The 18,218-nt window shown below is 53.6% G+C and carries 17 protein-coding genes; all 17 read left to right on the plus strand.

Annotated features, from left to right (window positions below; genetic code table 11):
* Window positions 1–81 precede the first annotated feature (81 nt).
* Window positions 82–1,236 (plus strand): DUF5309 family protein, encoded by a 1,155-nt coding sequence (locus WC891_08820; protein ID MFA5868035.1) that lies wholly within the window; start codon window positions 82–84, stop codon window positions 1,234–1,236.
* A 27-nt stretch (window positions 1,237–1,263) separates the two neighbouring features.
* On the plus strand, window positions 1,264–3,600 hold the full coding sequence (locus WC891_08825; GenBank protein MFA5868036.1) for a hypothetical protein: 2,337 nt from the start codon (window positions 1,264–1,266) through the stop codon (window positions 3,598–3,600).
* The gene (locus WC891_08830; protein MFA5868037.1) at window positions 3,597–3,890 is read left to right on the plus strand and encodes a hypothetical protein; all 294 of its coding nucleotides are present in this window, start codon (window positions 3,597–3,599) and stop codon (window positions 3,888–3,890) included. Before WC891_08825 ends, WC891_08830 begins: the two co-directional genes overlap by 4 nt.
* Window positions 3,890–4,669, plus strand: a complete 780-nt coding sequence (locus WC891_08835) for a hypothetical protein (GenBank protein MFA5868038.1) — start codon at window positions 3,890–3,892, stop codon at window positions 4,667–4,669. The genes WC891_08830 and WC891_08835 overlap by 1 nt, the downstream gene beginning before the upstream one ends.
* Before the next feature lie 4 nt (window positions 4,670–4,673).
* The gene (locus WC891_08840; protein MFA5868039.1) at window positions 4,674–4,979 is read left to right on the plus strand and encodes a hypothetical protein; all 306 of its coding nucleotides are present in this window, start codon (window positions 4,674–4,676) and stop codon (window positions 4,977–4,979) included.
* Window positions 4,979–5,332, plus strand: coding sequence for a DUF350 domain-containing protein (locus WC891_08845; GenBank protein ID MFA5868040.1), 354 nt, complete (start codon window positions 4,979–4,981; stop codon window positions 5,330–5,332). Before WC891_08840 ends, WC891_08845 begins: the two co-directional genes overlap by 1 nt.
* Window positions 5,333–5,651: 319 nt before the next feature.
* Complete coding sequence (locus WC891_08850) at window positions 5,652–5,792, plus strand: hypothetical protein (GenBank protein ID MFA5868041.1); 141 nt, start codon at window positions 5,652–5,654, stop codon at window positions 5,790–5,792.
* A gap of 2 nt (window positions 5,793–5,794) precedes the next feature.
* Window positions 5,795–6,538, plus strand: coding sequence for a hypothetical protein (locus WC891_08855; GenBank protein ID MFA5868042.1), 744 nt, complete (start codon window positions 5,795–5,797; stop codon window positions 6,536–6,538).
* A gap of 171 nt (window positions 6,539–6,709) precedes the next feature.
* The gene (locus WC891_08860) at window positions 6,710–6,931 is read left to right on the plus strand and encodes a hypothetical protein (GenBank protein MFA5868043.1); all 222 of its coding nucleotides are present in this window, start codon (window positions 6,710–6,712) and stop codon (window positions 6,929–6,931) included.
* Window positions 6,932–6,941: 10 nt separating this feature from the next.
* Window positions 6,942–7,127: a hypothetical protein gene (locus tag WC891_08865; protein MFA5868044.1), complete on the plus strand. Its 186-nt coding sequence runs from the start codon at window positions 6,942–6,944 to the stop codon at window positions 7,125–7,127.
* Between the two features lie 5 nt (window positions 7,128–7,132).
* Window positions 7,133–9,103, plus strand: coding sequence for a hypothetical protein (locus WC891_08870; GenBank protein ID MFA5868045.1), 1,971 nt, complete (start codon window positions 7,133–7,135; stop codon window positions 9,101–9,103).
* The gene (locus WC891_08875; GenBank protein MFA5868046.1) at window positions 9,103–9,564 is read left to right on the plus strand and encodes a hypothetical protein; all 462 of its coding nucleotides are present in this window, start codon (window positions 9,103–9,105) and stop codon (window positions 9,562–9,564) included. Before WC891_08870 ends, WC891_08875 begins: the two co-directional genes overlap by 1 nt.
* Window positions 9,565–10,140, plus strand: a complete 576-nt coding sequence (locus WC891_08880; GenBank protein ID MFA5868047.1) for a hypothetical protein — start codon at window positions 9,565–9,567, stop codon at window positions 10,138–10,140.
* A 1-nt stretch (window position 10,141) separates the two neighbouring features.
* Window positions 10,142–11,029, plus strand: a complete 888-nt coding sequence (locus WC891_08885) for a hypothetical protein (GenBank protein MFA5868048.1) — start codon at window positions 10,142–10,144, stop codon at window positions 11,027–11,029.
* The gene (locus WC891_08890) at window positions 11,029–16,119 is read left to right on the plus strand and encodes a hypothetical protein (GenBank protein MFA5868049.1); all 5,091 of its coding nucleotides are present in this window, start codon (window positions 11,029–11,031) and stop codon (window positions 16,117–16,119) included. Before WC891_08885 ends, WC891_08890 begins: the two co-directional genes overlap by 1 nt.
* Before the next feature lie 11 nt (window positions 16,120–16,130).
* Window positions 16,131–17,108 carry a hypothetical protein gene (locus tag WC891_08895; GenBank protein MFA5868050.1) on the plus strand — a complete coding sequence of 326 codons (978 nt, stop codon included), beginning with the start codon at window positions 16,131–16,133 and terminating at the stop codon, window positions 17,106–17,108.
* Window positions 17,109–17,174: 66 nt separating this feature from the next.
* The gene (locus WC891_08900; GenBank protein ID MFA5868051.1) at window positions 17,175–18,218 is read left to right on the plus strand and encodes a hypothetical protein; all 1,044 of its coding nucleotides are present in this window, start codon (window positions 17,175–17,177) and stop codon (window positions 18,216–18,218) included.

Consider the following 18,218-nt stretch of genomic DNA (forward strand, 5'->3'; position numbering starts at 1 on the left):
ACGCAATCGGATTTTGGAAAGCTTTGGACACAGTCTGGAGTGGCAGCCGAAAGGTTACTCAAAAAAATCATATTGGCGGGGATGGATGAGATTGGGAAAGCCATGTCAGACATCCGGTCCAAGTTTGGAAGCGCAGAAACGCTCAATGGGCCGGTGGCTCGATGGTTGGAGGAAGAAGATTATCCCGACGCAGTAACCGCCACATTATCGGACTACGCTGGCACGCCGACGCTGACGATTTCCGGTAATTTGCAGAATGCCGCGGTATCAAAGGAATCAATCCGGCGTTGCATTCGTGTGGGCACAATCCTTGAGCGGCAGAGCGACGGGGCGCAACTGAAAGTATCGTCAGTTGCAGGGATCGACGATGCAGCCGCGCCCTGGGTATGCACTGGAGCCGCTTATGGCAACTCCACATTGTCGAACGATGGCGGCGCGGTGACATGGGACATTCTCCATGAGGTGTGGTCGGATTTCAAGGATGCGGACGAAACCCGGATGTTGACGCGGACGACTCGGGAAGTTGGTTCACAAATCTGCGCGGAGACCTTCGAGATTGGGAAAACCCGGGAAAATACCTCATATGAGATTGTAGGCGATGAAACGGAACATCAGGTTGCGGCATTGATCCGCAAGATGCGCCGACAGGAGGCCAAGACTCTTCTACGTATGCGACCGTACTACAATGCAGGATTCAAGTTTGGGAATGCAACTGAAGAGCCGACGCTTTGCGGTCTTTTCACGTGGCCGATAATCGTCCAGGCTGAAGCCGCGAACACGAATGTGTACAAGAATCTTTCCGGCGGACAACTCTACAAGTCCCACCTTGACGATTTGGCAGAGGCCATGTGGCTGGAGGAAAACGCGGAGTTTCAAACGGGCGACTGGTGGATTGTATGTCATCCAAAGGTTCACAAGCAGATCCACGATTTCGACAACGTGTACCGTGAGATGACCAAGGGTGATACCTCAATCGGTTTCAAGGTGTCCACGTTCGACGCGAAGATCGGGAAGGCATTCCCGATTGTTTCCGACCAGTATGTCCGCCCGGACGTAATCGGCATCGTCAACTTCAAGAACATGAAGGTCGGATACTATGCCAATGACAAGTTTGACCGGAAGGAACTCCAAACACAAGGGCGTTATCGGAGGTGGTTGGTTTCTTGGCAGGTTTACGGTGTCATCGCGCGCAAACCGCGCCAAATCGGCATGATCTACGGAGCAGCCACAAGCTAGACCGGAGCATGAAAGGAGGTAAGGACCATGTTATTTACGATTCCCGTAACGCCCCGGTCGCACGTGATTACCACAGGTCAAGCCCTGAATCCGAGGGATTTCACTTCCCCGGAATATACACACTGGGTAGCTACTACTGGCGGCGTAACGCATACGATGCCCACGCCGGTCAAGGATCTGGCCGGGTTCATAATGGGACTCATAAACGATTCATCCGGGAATGTGACGTTCTCGGGAACCTTTCTCGCCGGCACGAGCATGACCCTTGCCACAAAGCAAGCTACTCTCGTCGTGTGTATGCCGCTCGCGGGGACAACCTATAAATGGATGAAGCTCAGTGAGCTGGGAGCGAGCACTGAGTTATCCGCTGATGAGTTGGCGGGTATTCAGGCCGGCGCGCCCACGGCTCTTGACCCTGTAGTTAAGGTGTCCGGTGTTCCTGTCAAAGCCACGGGCGCTGCGGTTGATATTGGCACGAACGACACGGACTTCTTGACGCCGAAGGCCATTGAGGACTCGTCTTATGCAAAGACATCGGCTATCCCGACTGTGGCCACAGGAGCGGAGGTCAACACCGGGACTGATAACGCGAAGATGGTGACGGCCAAGGCAATGGCCGATTCTGATTATGCCAAGACCTCCGACATTCCGGACGCATCGGCGGGCTTCGATTACGTGCGGACCGGCCGAGTTGGTGGGACCGCTAACGATCTGGATGGGATAGCCTATGCCCTCATTTCTGATGGTGAAAAGGCATGGACAAACACATCCGGTTCGATTGCCACGTATCATTACGATGCCACAAGTGCCGCGGCCGAAAGTGACCCAACAGTCATCAAGCCGGATGATGCAGGCGCAAGTAATGGCCGATGGTTGATTGATACAGTCAACCTTAGCATGATTTCCGGCCTCGTCAATGCAAACGTTGCAGCGGGTGCGGCCATAACTGAAGCCAAGCTCGCTCTTAACTACGCCACACACTCAAACGCAAACGACATCACAGTCTATGCCGACCTGACCGCGGCGGAGTTGGCAACGAGCGTTGATGGAAAGCTCTGTTGGGTTAAATCGCTCGACACCTTTTATGAAGGTTTGGCAGCCGGGGGAGCATTCACGCGGGACGCGACCTATGTTCTTAATACGGCGGACGCCGGGGATACAAGATGGATCGGATATGCCGGGCTGTACGTCTACCACACCCTGAATGTCAGCGATGGCACCAACAAGGCCGCCGTAACCGCCACGATGATGAAGGGTATAGAGAACGCGGCAATAAGCGCGACAGACATTCCGGCAAAGGCCAGTAGCACGGGGATACTCAGACGGTATGCGGATCTGACCGCGGCGGAACTAGCCACAAGCGTTGGCGGCTTAATGTGTTTCGTGATTTCACTTGGCACTCTCTACGAGGGACTTGCGTCCGCCGCTGCGTACACGAGGGATGGGACATTCGTACTTAACACCGCCGATGCAGGAGATACGCGATGGGTCGGCAGGTCGGGTAAGTATGTTTACAATTCCCTCGAATCTTCAGATGGGACCAATAAGGCTGCCCTTACCGCATCAATCCTGAAGGGGCTTGAAAATGGAGCGCCCACACCGACAGATCCCGTAGCAAAGATGTCGAATGCTCCAACAGCCCTTCAATTGGCCGCTCTTCCCAATTATGAAGCGACCGCTCTCACGGGTGGCGGAGCCGGTGCACTTGATTTGTTGGCAACGGCAGGGACCGCAACTGTTGGTGGCGAAGAGTGCGTTGTTACCCTGGGGGCTGCTCCAACTCAGACGTTTGCGCGGTACCGGTTCCTAAAGACTGGAGTAGCTGCCGAGAGTTCTCCGGATGTCATCCGACCGGACGATTTCGGGACTGACGGTCAGGGCAACTGGAATCTGGTGCTTTACGATGGGACCGCACTTCCTTATGGCACAGCGGCCGACACTGTTTGTGTAGGCAACGATACCCGGCTTTTGACTGCCGATGAAAACACGGCCCTCACCGGGTCTCTCAATTGGGGGGACTGGTCTCCGACCATTGCGAGCGTGCCGGCCGTGGATACGACGGTTGCTCGGTATCAACGGGTCGGTAATTCCGTCAGTGGCTATGCCGATGTACGCGGGGCTGATGGCGATGCCTGGACCCCAAGTACCTTCTCTCTTCCCGTGGCCCCGGTGGATTTGAATGCCCGGATACCCTGTCAAGCTTATCAGAAGGTTGGTGCAGCGGCTAAGATAAACATGTTGGCTGAGATTGACGCCGAAACTGGTGGATCTTTGAACATCAAGTTTAATGCGGCTATTGCCTGCACCAATGCTGAAGCTTGGCAGATCCAGGTCCATTTCGGACCTTATGAGGTGTCTGCATGAGCGCCATAGACTGGAAGGGCATTGTCAAGAGCCGGGATGACTGCCTGAGAATGAGCGCCGTATTTGAGGAGGGCGGCTTACCCCGTCCCTCCTGGCGCTCCATTGAAGGCATTTGGATACCCGAATGGTCAACGGAAGTTGATCAGACGCTGGTGGAGAAGATCGCACGGGCTGACAAACCACTGAAAGCAACAGCGGCCAAAGCGAGTCCTTCTCCACCAACCCAAACCGAAACAAAGCCACATACCGGCGGATGGCGCAAAGGACACAAGCGCAAGGGAGGTGACTAATGGGTGATTATAAGCCATGTGTTGTCACCGCCAATGATCAACATTTAATACCACTGGGCTCCGAGGTGTTCTGCGATGCCAGGACACTCACATCCTCATTCGTGCCGTTTCAGCTCGCGGGGGATATCAAGGGATTCGACCTTTACGTGATATCCGGCACCGCGGTTGTCCGTGGAACCTCGCCGGTGAGTGTGGCGTTACTGGACGCCGGTGCGTTGACGGATAATGGCGATGGCACGGTGACGATTCCCGCAGCAAATCATGGGTTCGCGCATGATGGGTCGGTGTATGCCACCATCGCCGGCACCACCTACTATGATGGGTATTGGCTCCTTGAGGCTGCGAGCGATGCGAATAACCTCGTCATCACGCCGACTGCCCATGTGGTCTACCTCGATGCTGCGGCTGCGGTGGATAACGGGGATGGAACCGTAACATTGCCCTGTGCAGCGCATGGCTTCATTGACGGGGATACGGTCACAATCGCAGGGACCACGAACTATAACGGTGCTGAGGTCTTGGGTGTTGCTTCGGATGCGGACAACCTGGTCATCACTGCGGCTTATGTCGCGGAGACTTTCGACGGGACTGAGACAGCTACCGGCATGGTGGGTGAGACAATCCTCGCGACAGCCACCGCGACAAGTTATCGGGATTGCTCTATTGCCTCCACGGCCATTCAGCCAAGATCATTTCCGGTTGCTGTTGAAGCGAATACGACCATCTGTGAACTCAAGTCTGCTGATGCCGCAGTGGTGAACATCATCGCGTGGAGGTAAGCGAGTGGCTGTAACTCTCGATGCTCTAGGCGAAAAAGTGGATGCTCTGATTTATTCTGTGGATACCCTTCGTGGTAGTCTTGGAGAATTCAGGGGTTTTTGCCGTGAGGACATGAGGTTACACGAGGCACGTTTGCAGGTTTTGGAAAAAGCTCAGGTCGCAACTGAAACAGAAGAGGGCATCGAGTTGCGTCGAATCAAAATCCGGCCGCACTGGCACATTGCAAAGGCGACCTATATGTTGGGCTTGTTCACGTTCCTGTTGGCCCTGGATATCATTTTGAGAATCTTTGCTCATGTGAGGTACTGATGGATTCCGAACAACTAAAAGAGTGCGAGGATTCGGTCGAGGTCCAAAAGCACCGCGAATTTCGTAAGGCGGCTATCGTAGTCGGTAGCGGTTTTGTGTTTATGTTCGTCCTTTGTCTCATCAGTCCATATTTTCAACCCGAGGCAGATCCACTCGGGTTCATAGCGAAAATGATTTGGTCATCGGGCCTGGCTACTTTGGCGGTAGTCACAATTATCAGCCTCGTATGCGCTTTCAACTGGGTGACGAAACATGATTGGTGGGAAGAACTCAAACAGGGCAACCTTGCCGTGGCCTATGTCATTGCTGGGGCTTGTGTGTCTATCGGTCTTGCTCTTTCCGGGATTCTGTGAGGCTCTTGCTCCGGAATATCAGGCAAGAGTCGAGAGAAAAGCCATTGAGCATTACATCCGCAAACCCGCGTACATCTATCGGTTGGGCGGTGACCCTGCAAAGGGGTTCATTGATTGCTCGAAGTTCATACAAAAGCTTTTCGAGGATACCGGCATAATCACCGGACATCCACGCACTCAGGCATGGAGAATCTTCAAGGGTCATGATGGATTCACGAATAGGGAAGTCCTCTCGCATGAAGAGACGCAGACGGCTGATATACTTTGCCTCGCGGTTCCCGGAAGCCTACAAAGGCCTTATGGCATTAATCATGTCGGAATGGTCATTCGATGGAATAATGACTGGGCCGTTATTGACGCGAACGCCTCAACCAAGGGCATCAGAATCATGCCGATAATAGGTATTTGGCTGGAACATTTGCATCCGGAGGGATGGAGAAGGGTTACGATAGGAGACTGACAATGCGCGATCTTATCAAGTTATGGTCCCTTATTTTGCTGGTCCTAATCTTGGGCCTCTGCATGCCGAAGTGTTCTCCTGCGGAGATGCCGGTGGCTGTGTCTCTCGATGCCGGGCCCCTGTTCGCGCAGACCCTCGTGCAACTCTCTCGCGGTGACAATGAGGCCACAGTCAAGGCTAGCAAGGCTTTGTTTCAGTTCGCGGCTAGAGCGGCTATGCAGGGCACCGGTGAATTCGCCTACACCCTGACAACGGGCGCACGAGGGGACACAGAGATCATACCGCAGGGTCTTTTGCAATTTGGGGCTCTGGAGTTCGGAGAAAAGAACCAGGGCAGCCGGCAAAATCAGAAGCCTGTTCAATTCGATCTTACTCAGGCGGCATCGCATCGTCTCGAACTTTATACGCAGACAAAGAGCCTCCTGCAGCCTGCATTGGTAGCCGAGGTTTTTGATGCGATCTTAATGGCCACGGGTGAAGTCAAGGGCAAGCAAGTATCAGACACGGAGCGATTTCAACGGATTGTCGGTGGGCTGGGCGCTCGATTCATCTATGAGACCCCGCCGTTTTGGGTATCGCTGGTCGCGGCAGCATCGGCAAACTACCAATTTGTGCGAGCGGATCTGCTTTACGAATTGACGGAACGATGGGGCCTCGGTCTTGGCGGCGAGCATGTCAAGGCCAAATTCGGGGATGTTACGATATCGAGGGACGGATTCATGATCAATCTGGAGGTGGTGTTTTGAGCGGTCAAGTCATCGAACTTGACGATTACAAATCCCATGATGTTTTCACCGCGGTCTGTGATGCGTGCTGTGAGAAGTGGATCGCTGTCCATCTTGCAGGAGAGCCCCACAACTTTCTTGAGTGTCCTAGTTGTGGACAAGCACGAGGGGCACAAGTAAAGGAGAAAGTCAATGGCTGACGAACCAGTACAAGTGCAATCGCAGGACTTTTGGACGATGCGAGCCGTGGTGATGGCACTTTCTGCCGTCCTGCTGATCGCAACTATTGGGCTGATTTTATCACCGATACTCGGGATTACAAAAGCCTCTGAGTTGCCGGGGATCATTCAAATGATCATCGGCGGTATGTTGGTGTACATCAACCCGCTAACTGTCGCAGCCCTGAAGAAGTAACGGAGAGGCAATGATTCTTCCCGGAGATATGCGAGATCGTGTAGCCCGGTTAGTTCAGGGGGTGTTTGAAACACTACGGGAAGAATATCCTCGGGAGAAATATCCTGATGTAAAGGATGCGACCATCTTCGCGATCATACAGACCTACGCGGAAAAGTACAAGTGGTGGGCATTGCCCACAGACGAAGATGGGTGATTCGTGTGGCCAATCTTCTTGATCAATTCAAAGCACTTTCCACAACATTGCAGCGGCAGTTGGCCTATGCCCTGCTCAAGACCGGTTTCTTTGCGACAAGGACTGAAAGGTACACCGGGACCGAAGTTCACGGCAATGAGGCGCACAGTCCCGACTTTGCTTCCGATACCGACCTAAGCACACACACCGGCGCCGCTTCCCCTCATTCAGCACATGCAACGCTTGTCGGCGGGAAAGTCCCTGTTACTGAATTGGGCTCCGGAACCGCGAACGACACAACATATTTACGTGGAGATCAAACGTATGGGGTGCCAGTCGGCGCGGGCATGGCGGTCCATAATAACGATTACCATGACCCGGATTATGTTGCTGTGAATGCGGCGATTACAGGCGCAACCAAGACCAAAATTACTTATGACGCAAAGGGTCTTGTTACCTCTGGTGCTGACGCGACATTCGATGACATAGGAGACGGCACCACGAACAAAGCCTATACCGCGACCGAAAAAAGCAAACTTGCGGGGATAGCAGGGGACGCGAACAAAAAAACCATCACTCAGGCCGGCCACTCCTTTGTCGCCGGGAATCCGCTCTATCGCAAGTCCGATTCTACGTACGCGCTTGCCAAGGCTGATGTCGAGACTACCGCGGAGGTCGTGGGTATTGTTGAAAGCGTTGCTGGTGATGATTTTGTGCTCGTCATGGGAGGCTGGATAACTGGCCTTTCCGGTGGCACGGATGGGAGTGTCGGTTTCCTTTCGGCAGCTACCGCGGGTGCAATCACCACGACCGAACCCGACCCAGCACTTTACATTTCCAAACCCATAATTGTCTATACCGGGACCACGACCGGCATTGTGCTGAACATGCGGGGCCTCACACAGTCCGCGGTGTCAGCAGCCTCAGTCGTGGATGTTGTCGGCGGTCGACTCGAATACGTTTCCACAACCTCCATGAAATACGGATTCCTCCATAACAATCAGTTCATTTCGCATAATGGCACGGATTTGCGGCTCGTAAAACTTGCAGCGGAACCAACCCTTTCAAGTACGGCGAACGATATCGCGGGTGTGGCTCAGACCTACGACATTATTTATGATGTTTTCGCCCTGGACGATTCGGATACAGCCTTCTCGTTGATCGGCCGTAAATGGGCCGTTTCCACGGCCGGTTCAAGTTCCAGAACAGCAGTATGGGTGACATCGACAGCCTATAAAAAAGGTGATGTCCGATCAAATGGTACTCCTGCTCACTATTACCTGTGCAAGCACGATCACACTTCAGGAGCATCGACGGAACCGGGCGTTGGCGCATCCTGGGCGGATGAATGGACTGATCTTGGCGTTGCGAATGGTTCCAATGTTGGCGAGGGTCTTTATCGACAGGACGGGATTTGGGTTCTCGGGCCGAACGACATAGGCACGAATCCCATAGATGGCCGTAGATACAGATGGCTAGGAACATTTAGGTGCATAAATAGTTCGGGTGCTAAATTTGCGATGGGCAGCCAACAGTGTTTCATATCTAATTTCTATAATCAAGACGCTTGGCCGCTTGCGAAAGTCGGCGGGACTAATACCGTTGAGGTTATCACCTGGACCTCACCGCAATCGTGGGATGCAAACGGCGATGCTTTCAAATTAGAATTTGTGTGCTCCAAACCTATGACCGTTGTATTTATCGCATCCGCAGTGCCTGAAGCACCCAATGTCACATCAGACATATGCCCCGTTATAGGTATTGGGATAAACGCGAAAACCCTTGCTGCGGAAAGCAGTACTGGTGTGGTGTTAGTGTACACCGCCACAGCCATTGCTGGTTTTAAAGCCCCTGCGAATTGCGTGGCACGCAAACGGTTCAGCGCAGGATATCATATTGCCTATCCGTTGGTTTGGGCCTATGGCTCAGCAGTTGGGGCTATCAATTATAATCGTCTGGGCATCGTTGCATCATTTTCGACAGAGGTGAAAAACTAGTGGGTTCAACATTCTCAGTCAGCGGCCCAAAAGGCGACGCGGGAACTCCTGGAGTAGACGGCACAGACGGTGTTGACGGGCAGGATGCGCCCACGATCTACCTGCCGCTGACCTACACGATTGACAACGACACCAGCGCGATTACCACGGGTGACAAGCAGGGACTTGTTATTCCATTTTCGGGGAGCATCATCGGATGGACAGCGTTGTCGTGGGGTGGAATCAGCGGTTCCATTGTTATTGACATTTGGAAAGATACTTACGCGAATTTCCCGCCGACTGTAGCGGATTCGATTTGCGCGAGCGCATTGCCCACAATCAGTAGTTCGACAAAAGGGCAGAGTTTCGTGTTGACTGGATGGAGCCCAACAATCACCGCAGGAGACATACCAAAATTTAATGTTGTCTCCTGCACGGACATTAAACGGGTTACGCTCACGCTCTGGGTACAGTTAACGTAAATGGCGACTCAAGAACGACTCCCCAATTCATTGGTGTCGAATGTCGGGTGGACAGGAGCCTATACCGACATAGATGACCCTGTTGGCGCTCCGGATGACGATACTACTAAAATTACTCATGTCATGGGTTCGCCGCTAGCCACGATGAAGGTAGGTTATACTCCATTCAGCGTTCCAGCAGGATCACTTATCAATTACGTCCGGATTGTGAAGCGAATATGGAATGAACAATCCGGAATTAATCATTCCGCAGTAGATAGCTGGATAACGACAAAGGATGGCTATGTAAGCTTACAGAGCGATCACTCCGATAATACTTGGGGGACAGTCAACCATACAGCCACTGTTAATCCTCATACCGGAGTAGCATGGACGGCTGACGAGATAAATGGGACAGGGACCACTGCACTCGATGATGAATTTTGGATATCCGATTCTGGAACATCTGGCTATGAAGCTCGATGTACACAGGCTTATATCATGGTCGATTTTGATTGTCCCGAATATGCCGCGGGCATTGTTGGCCCGGGTTCGTTCAAGGCCGCGGCAGGCTACTCGATAAAGATAGGGGGATGATGTGACCATAGCGTTTGCTGGACGATGCTTGAATATAGTTAACGATGTACGATTCTTCCTCCAGGAAGAGAATTGGAAGGACACTATTTCTGACGAGATGATCCTGCGTCTCATGAACCGGTGCCTTGCTGAGGAGATTTCTACCGGTGGGAACATACGGGATGATGCGGACATTGACCTGGTGCAGGACCAGGAGGCTTACGATTACCCCACTGGGTATGTGAGCCTGATCTCCGCGGCATGGAATGAGGATCATCTACCCATTGAATGCACATCGAACCAGGGGGACTTCGAGGGATATAAAGCCTACGTTCTAACCTACGAAAGGGTCCTTTACATCTGCCTTCGGCCTACGGACTTCCTCGTGTGGCCTGTGCCGAGTGCAGCCGCGGCCGCGGCAATGAATTTTGTGTTCAACAAGCAGGGCGCATCACTGACCGGATACCAGGATGTGAAGGCTACCATAACCTATTTCAACAGGACTGCGGCGGATACCGGAATCTTCAAGACCGCGGTGGCTGGGAGTGATGTCACAGTTGGCAGCGGTCAGACCAATGCGAATGTCGTGGTGGGCTCCGTGGCTCAGATCAATGGCGCGGCTTATGCAATCCTGACGATCAATGGGACGGATCATAAGACTGTAACTCTCGATGGCGACCCTTCAAGTGGCACGGTGACGGATATTGTGGGCGACAGGAGTGTCCCCCCGGTACTCGAGGTTTACGACAAAATCTTCACATGGTTTTGCCTGAAAGAGACTTTCGCCCGGAAGCAGGGAAAGAAGAACGCGCCGAGTCTGGTCCAGTACTATACCGGCCTGTTCAACAAGGCGATGAACGACTACTGGATTAACAATTCCACCGGCGGGTACATAGGATCTCCAAGATAATGGCAGATTCAGTAATAAAATTCAACGACTTTTCGGGCGGATTCATCAATTCCGGTGAGTCGCTGTTCGACTTTCCGACGAATGCCCTGACCGGCACATCGAAGAATCTCGAAGTCACGAATAAGGGGCTCAATACCCGGAAGGGATTCGAGATCAGTGGGTATCTATTCAGCAACCCGGCCACCGCGGGGGATGAACTTGGCCCCATTACCGGGTTGAAGCAGGTGCGTTTCCAGACTGAGGACCGGAAGTTTCTGCTGGCGGAAGGGGTTTTTTGCAGGGAGGATGCGAGCAATTGGGGACATTCGTTGTTTTCATTCGTTGGGACATTGCCCACTGCGGGGTATTTCGCTGAAGAATACCAACTGACCCCTTATGAAATTACGCCAATTGGATGGACGCTGCTCTCTCCCTCTGGCACAGCGCCTACGCCACGGAATCTGTACGCCGTGGCGCTCGATACTGTTAATCGCCAATTGGTCTACTTTGGCGGCGAGTTGCACGACAGCACTTATACGAACGAAGTCCACAAGTACAACATTGATACGAATACGTGGAGCGGAGTTGTTGCTTGTGGAGGTGTGGCCCCGACTGCAAGATGGGGGGCACGTGCCTTTTATGATGCCTCAAACCATCGGATGATTGTTTATGGTGGGAAAACCGTCGCATCACCGGCCACGTTTGTTAATGATGTTCATTATCTGGATCTGACTACAGACACATGGAGCGGCGCGGTTGCGACAAGCGGCACTCCACCACCGGCCAATGCGTATGGTTTTTTTGCCGCGGCCATTTGGGATAGTACGGCCGCGAGGCTGGTGGTATTCGGAGATTTGGGGGGGCAAAGCTTGCCCTATATTCGAGCATTTGACCCGGCTACAAGTGCCTGGTCTGCATTATCAGAAACCGGGGCATCGCCATACTTTTCCAATGGCTATACGATGTGGGGCGTCTATGACGCATTGACCAATACTGCACGTTTTATGACGTATTGGACAAGTCCAAAGGGCCTATATACGTACAATCTCTCAACCGGAGTATGGACGCTGGTAGCAGATTCCTTACTGAGCGATTGGGCTCCGGTGGTCCATGAGCGCAGGCTATTAAGCGTCTACGCCGGGGTCTCCCCCGAGGCCGTCGGCATTAATCTTGATACTGGAGTGCATATCGGTCCTTTTGCGCTGGCTGGAACCGCGCCGACTTTCAGCAGTGGTGCAGGCCCTGGACCAGTTTATGATGCGGTGACGGATCGGTTCTTTTATTTCGACAATGGCGATGCGTACACTAATGCAATCAATGATATCTATGAACTTGATCTGAGTACTATCGAGACTTCTTCAGCCGTGGATGATCGCGAATGCTCCATCACATCCCTGCTCGACGCTGCAATCATAGCCAGTGATTCAGCCGCCCCAGTCGTGTTTAGCGGTGCGAAGGCAGTTGACGCGTCCAACTGGCCGTACCCTCTCCATGTCCTCTTGAGTCTCGAAGGTGGGAGCTTTGACGATATCTCCGCAGATGTGTGCGATCCCGATTCCGACACCACGGCGCAAATTGGGGGCATCCGTCCTGAGGGCGGGATACTGATTTGCACCCGGGACCCGCTCAATTCCGCAATTTGGGTTGAAGTGGTCAGCCCCAATACCGGCGGCGTGACGGTGTTGCAGAGCAACGTTTATATGCCGTTTTCCACATCGAGTTACATCGACCGGACAAACCTCAAGAGCACAATCACGAATTGGGTGCTGGACACAGAGGCGAACAAGACCGGTCATTTCACAGACGGGGTGAATCCTGTGACCCTCGGGGCGGGCAAGACCGCGCCGGATGTTGAAATCGGTCTTGTGGTTGTGGGTGCGCTCGGGACCTCATTCATTCTTTCCATTACGCCGGATGGCGAAGGCGCTGATGAAGTGACACTTGAGGATGCTCTCGCTTCCCAGGCAATCACCGGGATCTACGGCATACACCTTACCGACGATGATGTGGTGACAGTCGCTTCCGGTGAAGCGGCTACAATGGCCACAGTCTATTCCAAGACTTTGGCGGGTGGGCCGCAACTCTCCGGGTATAGTCTCAGGATTATCCTCTCAGCCGCGGATATCACCGCGAGCGGCAATGGATACATTCAGGTCACATTCAAAAACACCACGGCGTACCCGGTCACAGTCGATCATGCCGCTTTCGGGCAACGATCCGGGACCTCCGATGATACCGTAGCAACTCCCGTGGAATTGCTCTTCGGAGGCGCAAGCAGCTTCATCCTGGCCTCTGCGGGTGAAATTACCTGCGATCGCACAGCTTTCACGCTCGATGAGACATTGGCTCACCTGTGCATTGTTGATATCGCTTATGAGACCGAAACTCAGCAGTCCGGGGGCGGGACACAACTCGTTGATAACCCGGCCTATGCTGCATGGCTCATTCAATTCAATCAGTTACGGACCAGTCAACCGGGGAGTCTGATTTCTGAGACCTACTATGTTGGTAATGTGCCGTACACGCATACGGTGACTAACCCGGCCTGGACAACATGGAGTGCCTCATATACGGCGTGCTTGGCATCGCAGCCGCCCGCGAAGATCAGCGAAACAGTCCCGGTGCAGGAGACCACATTCGCAATTGGCGGCTTCGGTGAGGCCACGGGTTCCGGGTACTACAAGAAGGCCGCTACCGCTTCTTATGACACCGCAACAGTCACGGGATTTACCCTAGTCTCCGGGATGACTCTTGGCGTGTCACTCCTCACCACGAACACCAATCCACCGGTCATTCCCGCACCGGGGTACGTAGTACTGACCACAGACACGAGCCACGGGTATGTTGGGCATGTCGAACACTTGACCGGCCTAGATTTTGATTACACGGCTCCTGCGGGCACGGCCTTGTTCGGTGCCGTGAGCTTCGACGGACGGGCGACATTCTGGATTTGGAAATCTGCGGCCTGGTATGAGGTTGTCCGAGAGAATGCAGGGCTCTGGCAATACCGGGACACCAATGGAACATTTCAGAATGCTTCGACCGACGATTTGAAAGTTGCCGTTAAGCAAGCTCTTGCCGTTGCCATTAACCAAGTTGCGCCCGCGGCTTATGAAGCTTTGATTCAAGCCAACATTGAAAGCACAAACGGCTTCTTACCGCACCAGACAAACTACGTGGACTGGGCTTTCTTCATGGATGGGTCGAGTACTGTCGTCCCGACACTCACTTCAGTGAAGGTATTCTTTGAAGACCTGGGAACCACGGCGGTCACAGCATGGGATGGCACGACCTGGAATGAAGGCGAGGGCTGGACGGATGGCACCGCGGTCGCGGACGTCTGTTTCGCCCAGTCCGGCATAATCGAATATGATGGAGCCGCGCCGTTCGAGGCTGAGTACCTGAATTACAATAATATCCCCGGCTATTGGTACAAAATCAATGTCACCACAAGCGCGGATTGTGAAATCTCACAGATCCGGGTGCAGCCGCCGACGCAACTCCTGTCGAATATCGGGGATGGCCAGCCGGTCGCGCCTCTGGCCGTGCTCTATAACGATGTGACGAATGCGAATGTCACCGACCATACAATTACCTGCACAGACAACGTCTGGTCGGACCTGAGCGCCGCGGTCATTGCCATGGACACTGCTGCAGAACTTTTCATCGGCATGGAGTTCGAGAAGTTCGGTGAGATTGAGATCATTCCGTTTGTGGGCAATGAAGAAGATGCGGATATTCGGGGTTTCTACTGGAACGGATTGCAGTGGACACCGATAGGCGTTTCCGATGGCACAGCCAATGCAGGCAAAACCCTGACCAAGCGGAGCAAAATCACATGGGCCATACCGGATGACTGGCGGACGTGTGTCCCGTTATCAATTGGCGCACCACGGGCCTACTATGTGAAGTTGATGGTATCTGCCACACTATCCACGACTACCTCCCTGGCAGAGATCGCGATCTATCCACAGCCGCAGCCGCTCAAGAAATACAAGTTTGCTGAAGCGTTCAATGGCCGGCTGGCCCTGGGTAGTCGTAGCGATGCACCGGACCAGGTGGATGTTTCGAGACAATTTGCCGAGTATGGATTCTGCGGCGCGGATTCCTGGAAAGGGAAGGGGAATTCCATCGGCGGTATCACCGCAGTGACCACATTCCAGGATCAATTATTCGTGAGCAAGGTGGACAGTTGGAACCAACTCACGGGGACCGATCCGAGTAATTTCAGCCTGCAATCGATCGAGGCGGCCCGGTACACACCAATCAATTCCGAAGTGATTATCAAGGCAAAGGCGGATTTTGGCAGTGGTCTACAAGAGGCATCGTACTTCATAAATCGTCATGGGGCATTTGCTCAATCCGGGCTGCACCTACAGCAGGTTTGGAATACGGCGCGGTCTATGGGATTCTCGAAGTCGGTTTCATGGTGGGATGAGGAGGGATCCTACCCGAGGCTGGACCTCGACAATTTGGGCTGGTCCTGCGGAGCCTTCTACCCTCCCAAGAACTGGCTCTGTTGGGCCGTCCCATTTCTGGCCGCGGTTGATACTCCATTTGCAGGGAACACCCATTTGATCGTGCTGGACCTGAACAAGAATGTCTGGCTTCCGCCCATGGCATTCGAGGAATTGATCGCTGATGCAAGCACTCCATTCACGATATGGAGCCTGGCGCTTTGCTACCATGATACCGGGAGTGTCGGGCTGTACGCGGGGACGGATGGCGGTCGCATGATCCGGCTGCTCACCGGGGACACGGACGGGACTGGTAACGATGCGAACGATATCGAATGGATTGCCGAGACCGGCTGGTTTGGAGACGAGCAAAACGTGTTGATATTTACCGGCCTCACAGTCTACGGGTCACAGCAAACAGCCGACTCAATTACTGTGGAACTGTTCACGGATGGGAATCAGACCGCGATTGTGTTCGACCAGGCATTCACGATAAGCACTCTAGCCGGCCTATCCGGTAAGGATTTTGCAGATTACTTCATCGGTCGAGACATAAAGGCGAACTTTTTCAAGCTCCGATTCACCGGCACGGGATGGGTGAAGGATCTCCGGTGGACTGTTGGGCTCGATGCAGATGAGGACAGGTTGGCATAAGGAGAAATATTATGGCTTATTCATATGTAGCGCCAGACAAATACGCAGGAACTTCTGGAGGTGGTGTTGGAGGCCAAGTATCCGATTACTTCAAGACGAACTCCTACGAGGATCCTTACAAGGAATATTTGCCACAGTATCAGAAGTACGCGGACCAGTACCTCGGGGGCACGAACCCCCTAGCGGGCGGTGCACAAGGCTTCAAAGATTATTTCGGGTATTCGAGCCTCAATCCGAGTGATCCTCGCATTGGCGGCTTCCTTGGGAACCTTCAGGGCGGGGTGAGGAACGCGGTCAATGAAAACGCAGGCCGTATGTCCAATGCTGGGATTGCGTCGTCACGTTCCGGAATGGGGGTTCGCGGGGTTCCGGACATGCGAAGTGCAGCCTTGCGCTCGGGGAATGAGACCGTGGCAAATAATTACGCGGATGCTTACGGCCGGTCGGTGGACTGGACACGGGACGCGGTAGGACTGGACAATCAGGGCGCAAATGCAATGGCAGATGCTTACAAAGCTCAATTGGGCGTTGGCTCGAACATGATGCAGATGCTCCTCCAGGCCCTCCAGTCCGGGGACGCGTCCGCGATGCAGTGGGCGAAGATGCAGCTTGACGCGTTCGGTCAGGACACCGCGACATCACAGCGGCTCCGTGAGGGTCAACGTGCGTGGGATTGGCAGGCCGCGGATAGACAGCAACAGCAAAATGCGGCAAACTCAGCTTCGTACGGTGCTATCAACAACGAGAATCTTATGCGGCGGGTTGCCATGCAGGGCGGCACTCAAAGCCGTTATGACCCAAGTGTCGATCCTGGAGCTACAAACTATGCTCAGTTGATGGGCCTCTCCCCGTACTGGATGGGTGGCGCGGGGAAGACTGGGGGCGGCGCGGCCAACTCCATGATGAGCGGTAGCACGGGCAGCACCTATAATATGGGGGACCTCGAAAAAATGTTCGCGCCAGAAAAACGCACATCAAGGTCCTATTAGGAGGGCATCATGGGCCGACAATTCGATTATCAGGACCCGAATTGGGATTACTAGAAGGTGTTTTCGATGAACCCATACGAAAAAGCATATTACGATCAGGGCGATACAGGTGGGAATCCCTCCTTCGGCCAACAGTGGGGACCATCCCCGGATGTGTCGTGGCTGACTGATGCCTTGAAAGCCATGCAAAGCCCCTTACCCGCGGATTATTGGCAACAGCCCTTTGATCAACAACTCGCTGGGCTGGGGGCGGAAGGTCTTGGCATGGGTGCGACGGGGCCGCTGGGAGTGGGGGGTGTATTGAAACGAGTAGGAGCCTACGGTCCTGAAGAAGAAGGGATTCGTACCTTACAGTCCTGGCGGGGAACACCCCCAAAATTGCGAGGGGAGGCGAGCTATGAGCATCTGGGGCCTGATTATCCGCCGACATGGAACATGATCTGGTCTAATTCTCCTCTGGCCACTGGAGAAATATGGAAAGGTCTAGAAAAGGAATTAGGGCCAAGACTTGATGAAATGGTTTTGAATCCGATGCTCCCCGAAGCAATTCCAGGATGGGAAGCTTTCGCTAAAAGCAAGCGCACTGATCCCTATCCGAACTTAAAACGAAACATGCTCGAGTACGCGCGAATAGGCAGGGAAACTAATTTACCTTCTGACATCCCCCAAAATACTTATGCTACTAGAGCAGGTAAGGGTTACGCTGAAGGTCGTTCCCTGCCTGATGAAATTGATTGGGATCGCATAGGTGTCACGAGAGAAGAGGCGCTGGCCTCTGGCTGGCGTCCCGAACACGAGTTTTCTCCCCAACAACTCCAAGACTGGGGATACACCGGCGTTACTTCACGGGTGCCGGGGGAACCGGGTAGCAATGCAAAGCCAGGGCAATGGTTGTGGGATCAGATGCACTCCAGCTCACAGGATATGGCCGCTCAACGCCTAGAGGAATTGGCAACTCAACCTATACCGGATGCCCTACAGGCGATACGAGAATGGGCAGAGCGCAGACCATCTGAGTCAACAACATGGAGAGGATACTTAGAAACAATACTTGACCACTATCGCACACTTAACGAAAACCGCACAGTCGGCAACTGGTCGTTGGACTAG

Source organism: Actinomycetota bacterium, assembly GCA_041658625.1.
In the GTDB taxonomy this organism is placed as follows: domain Bacteria; phylum Actinomycetota; class JAHEXW01; order JAHEXW01; family JAHEXW01; genus JBAZZW01.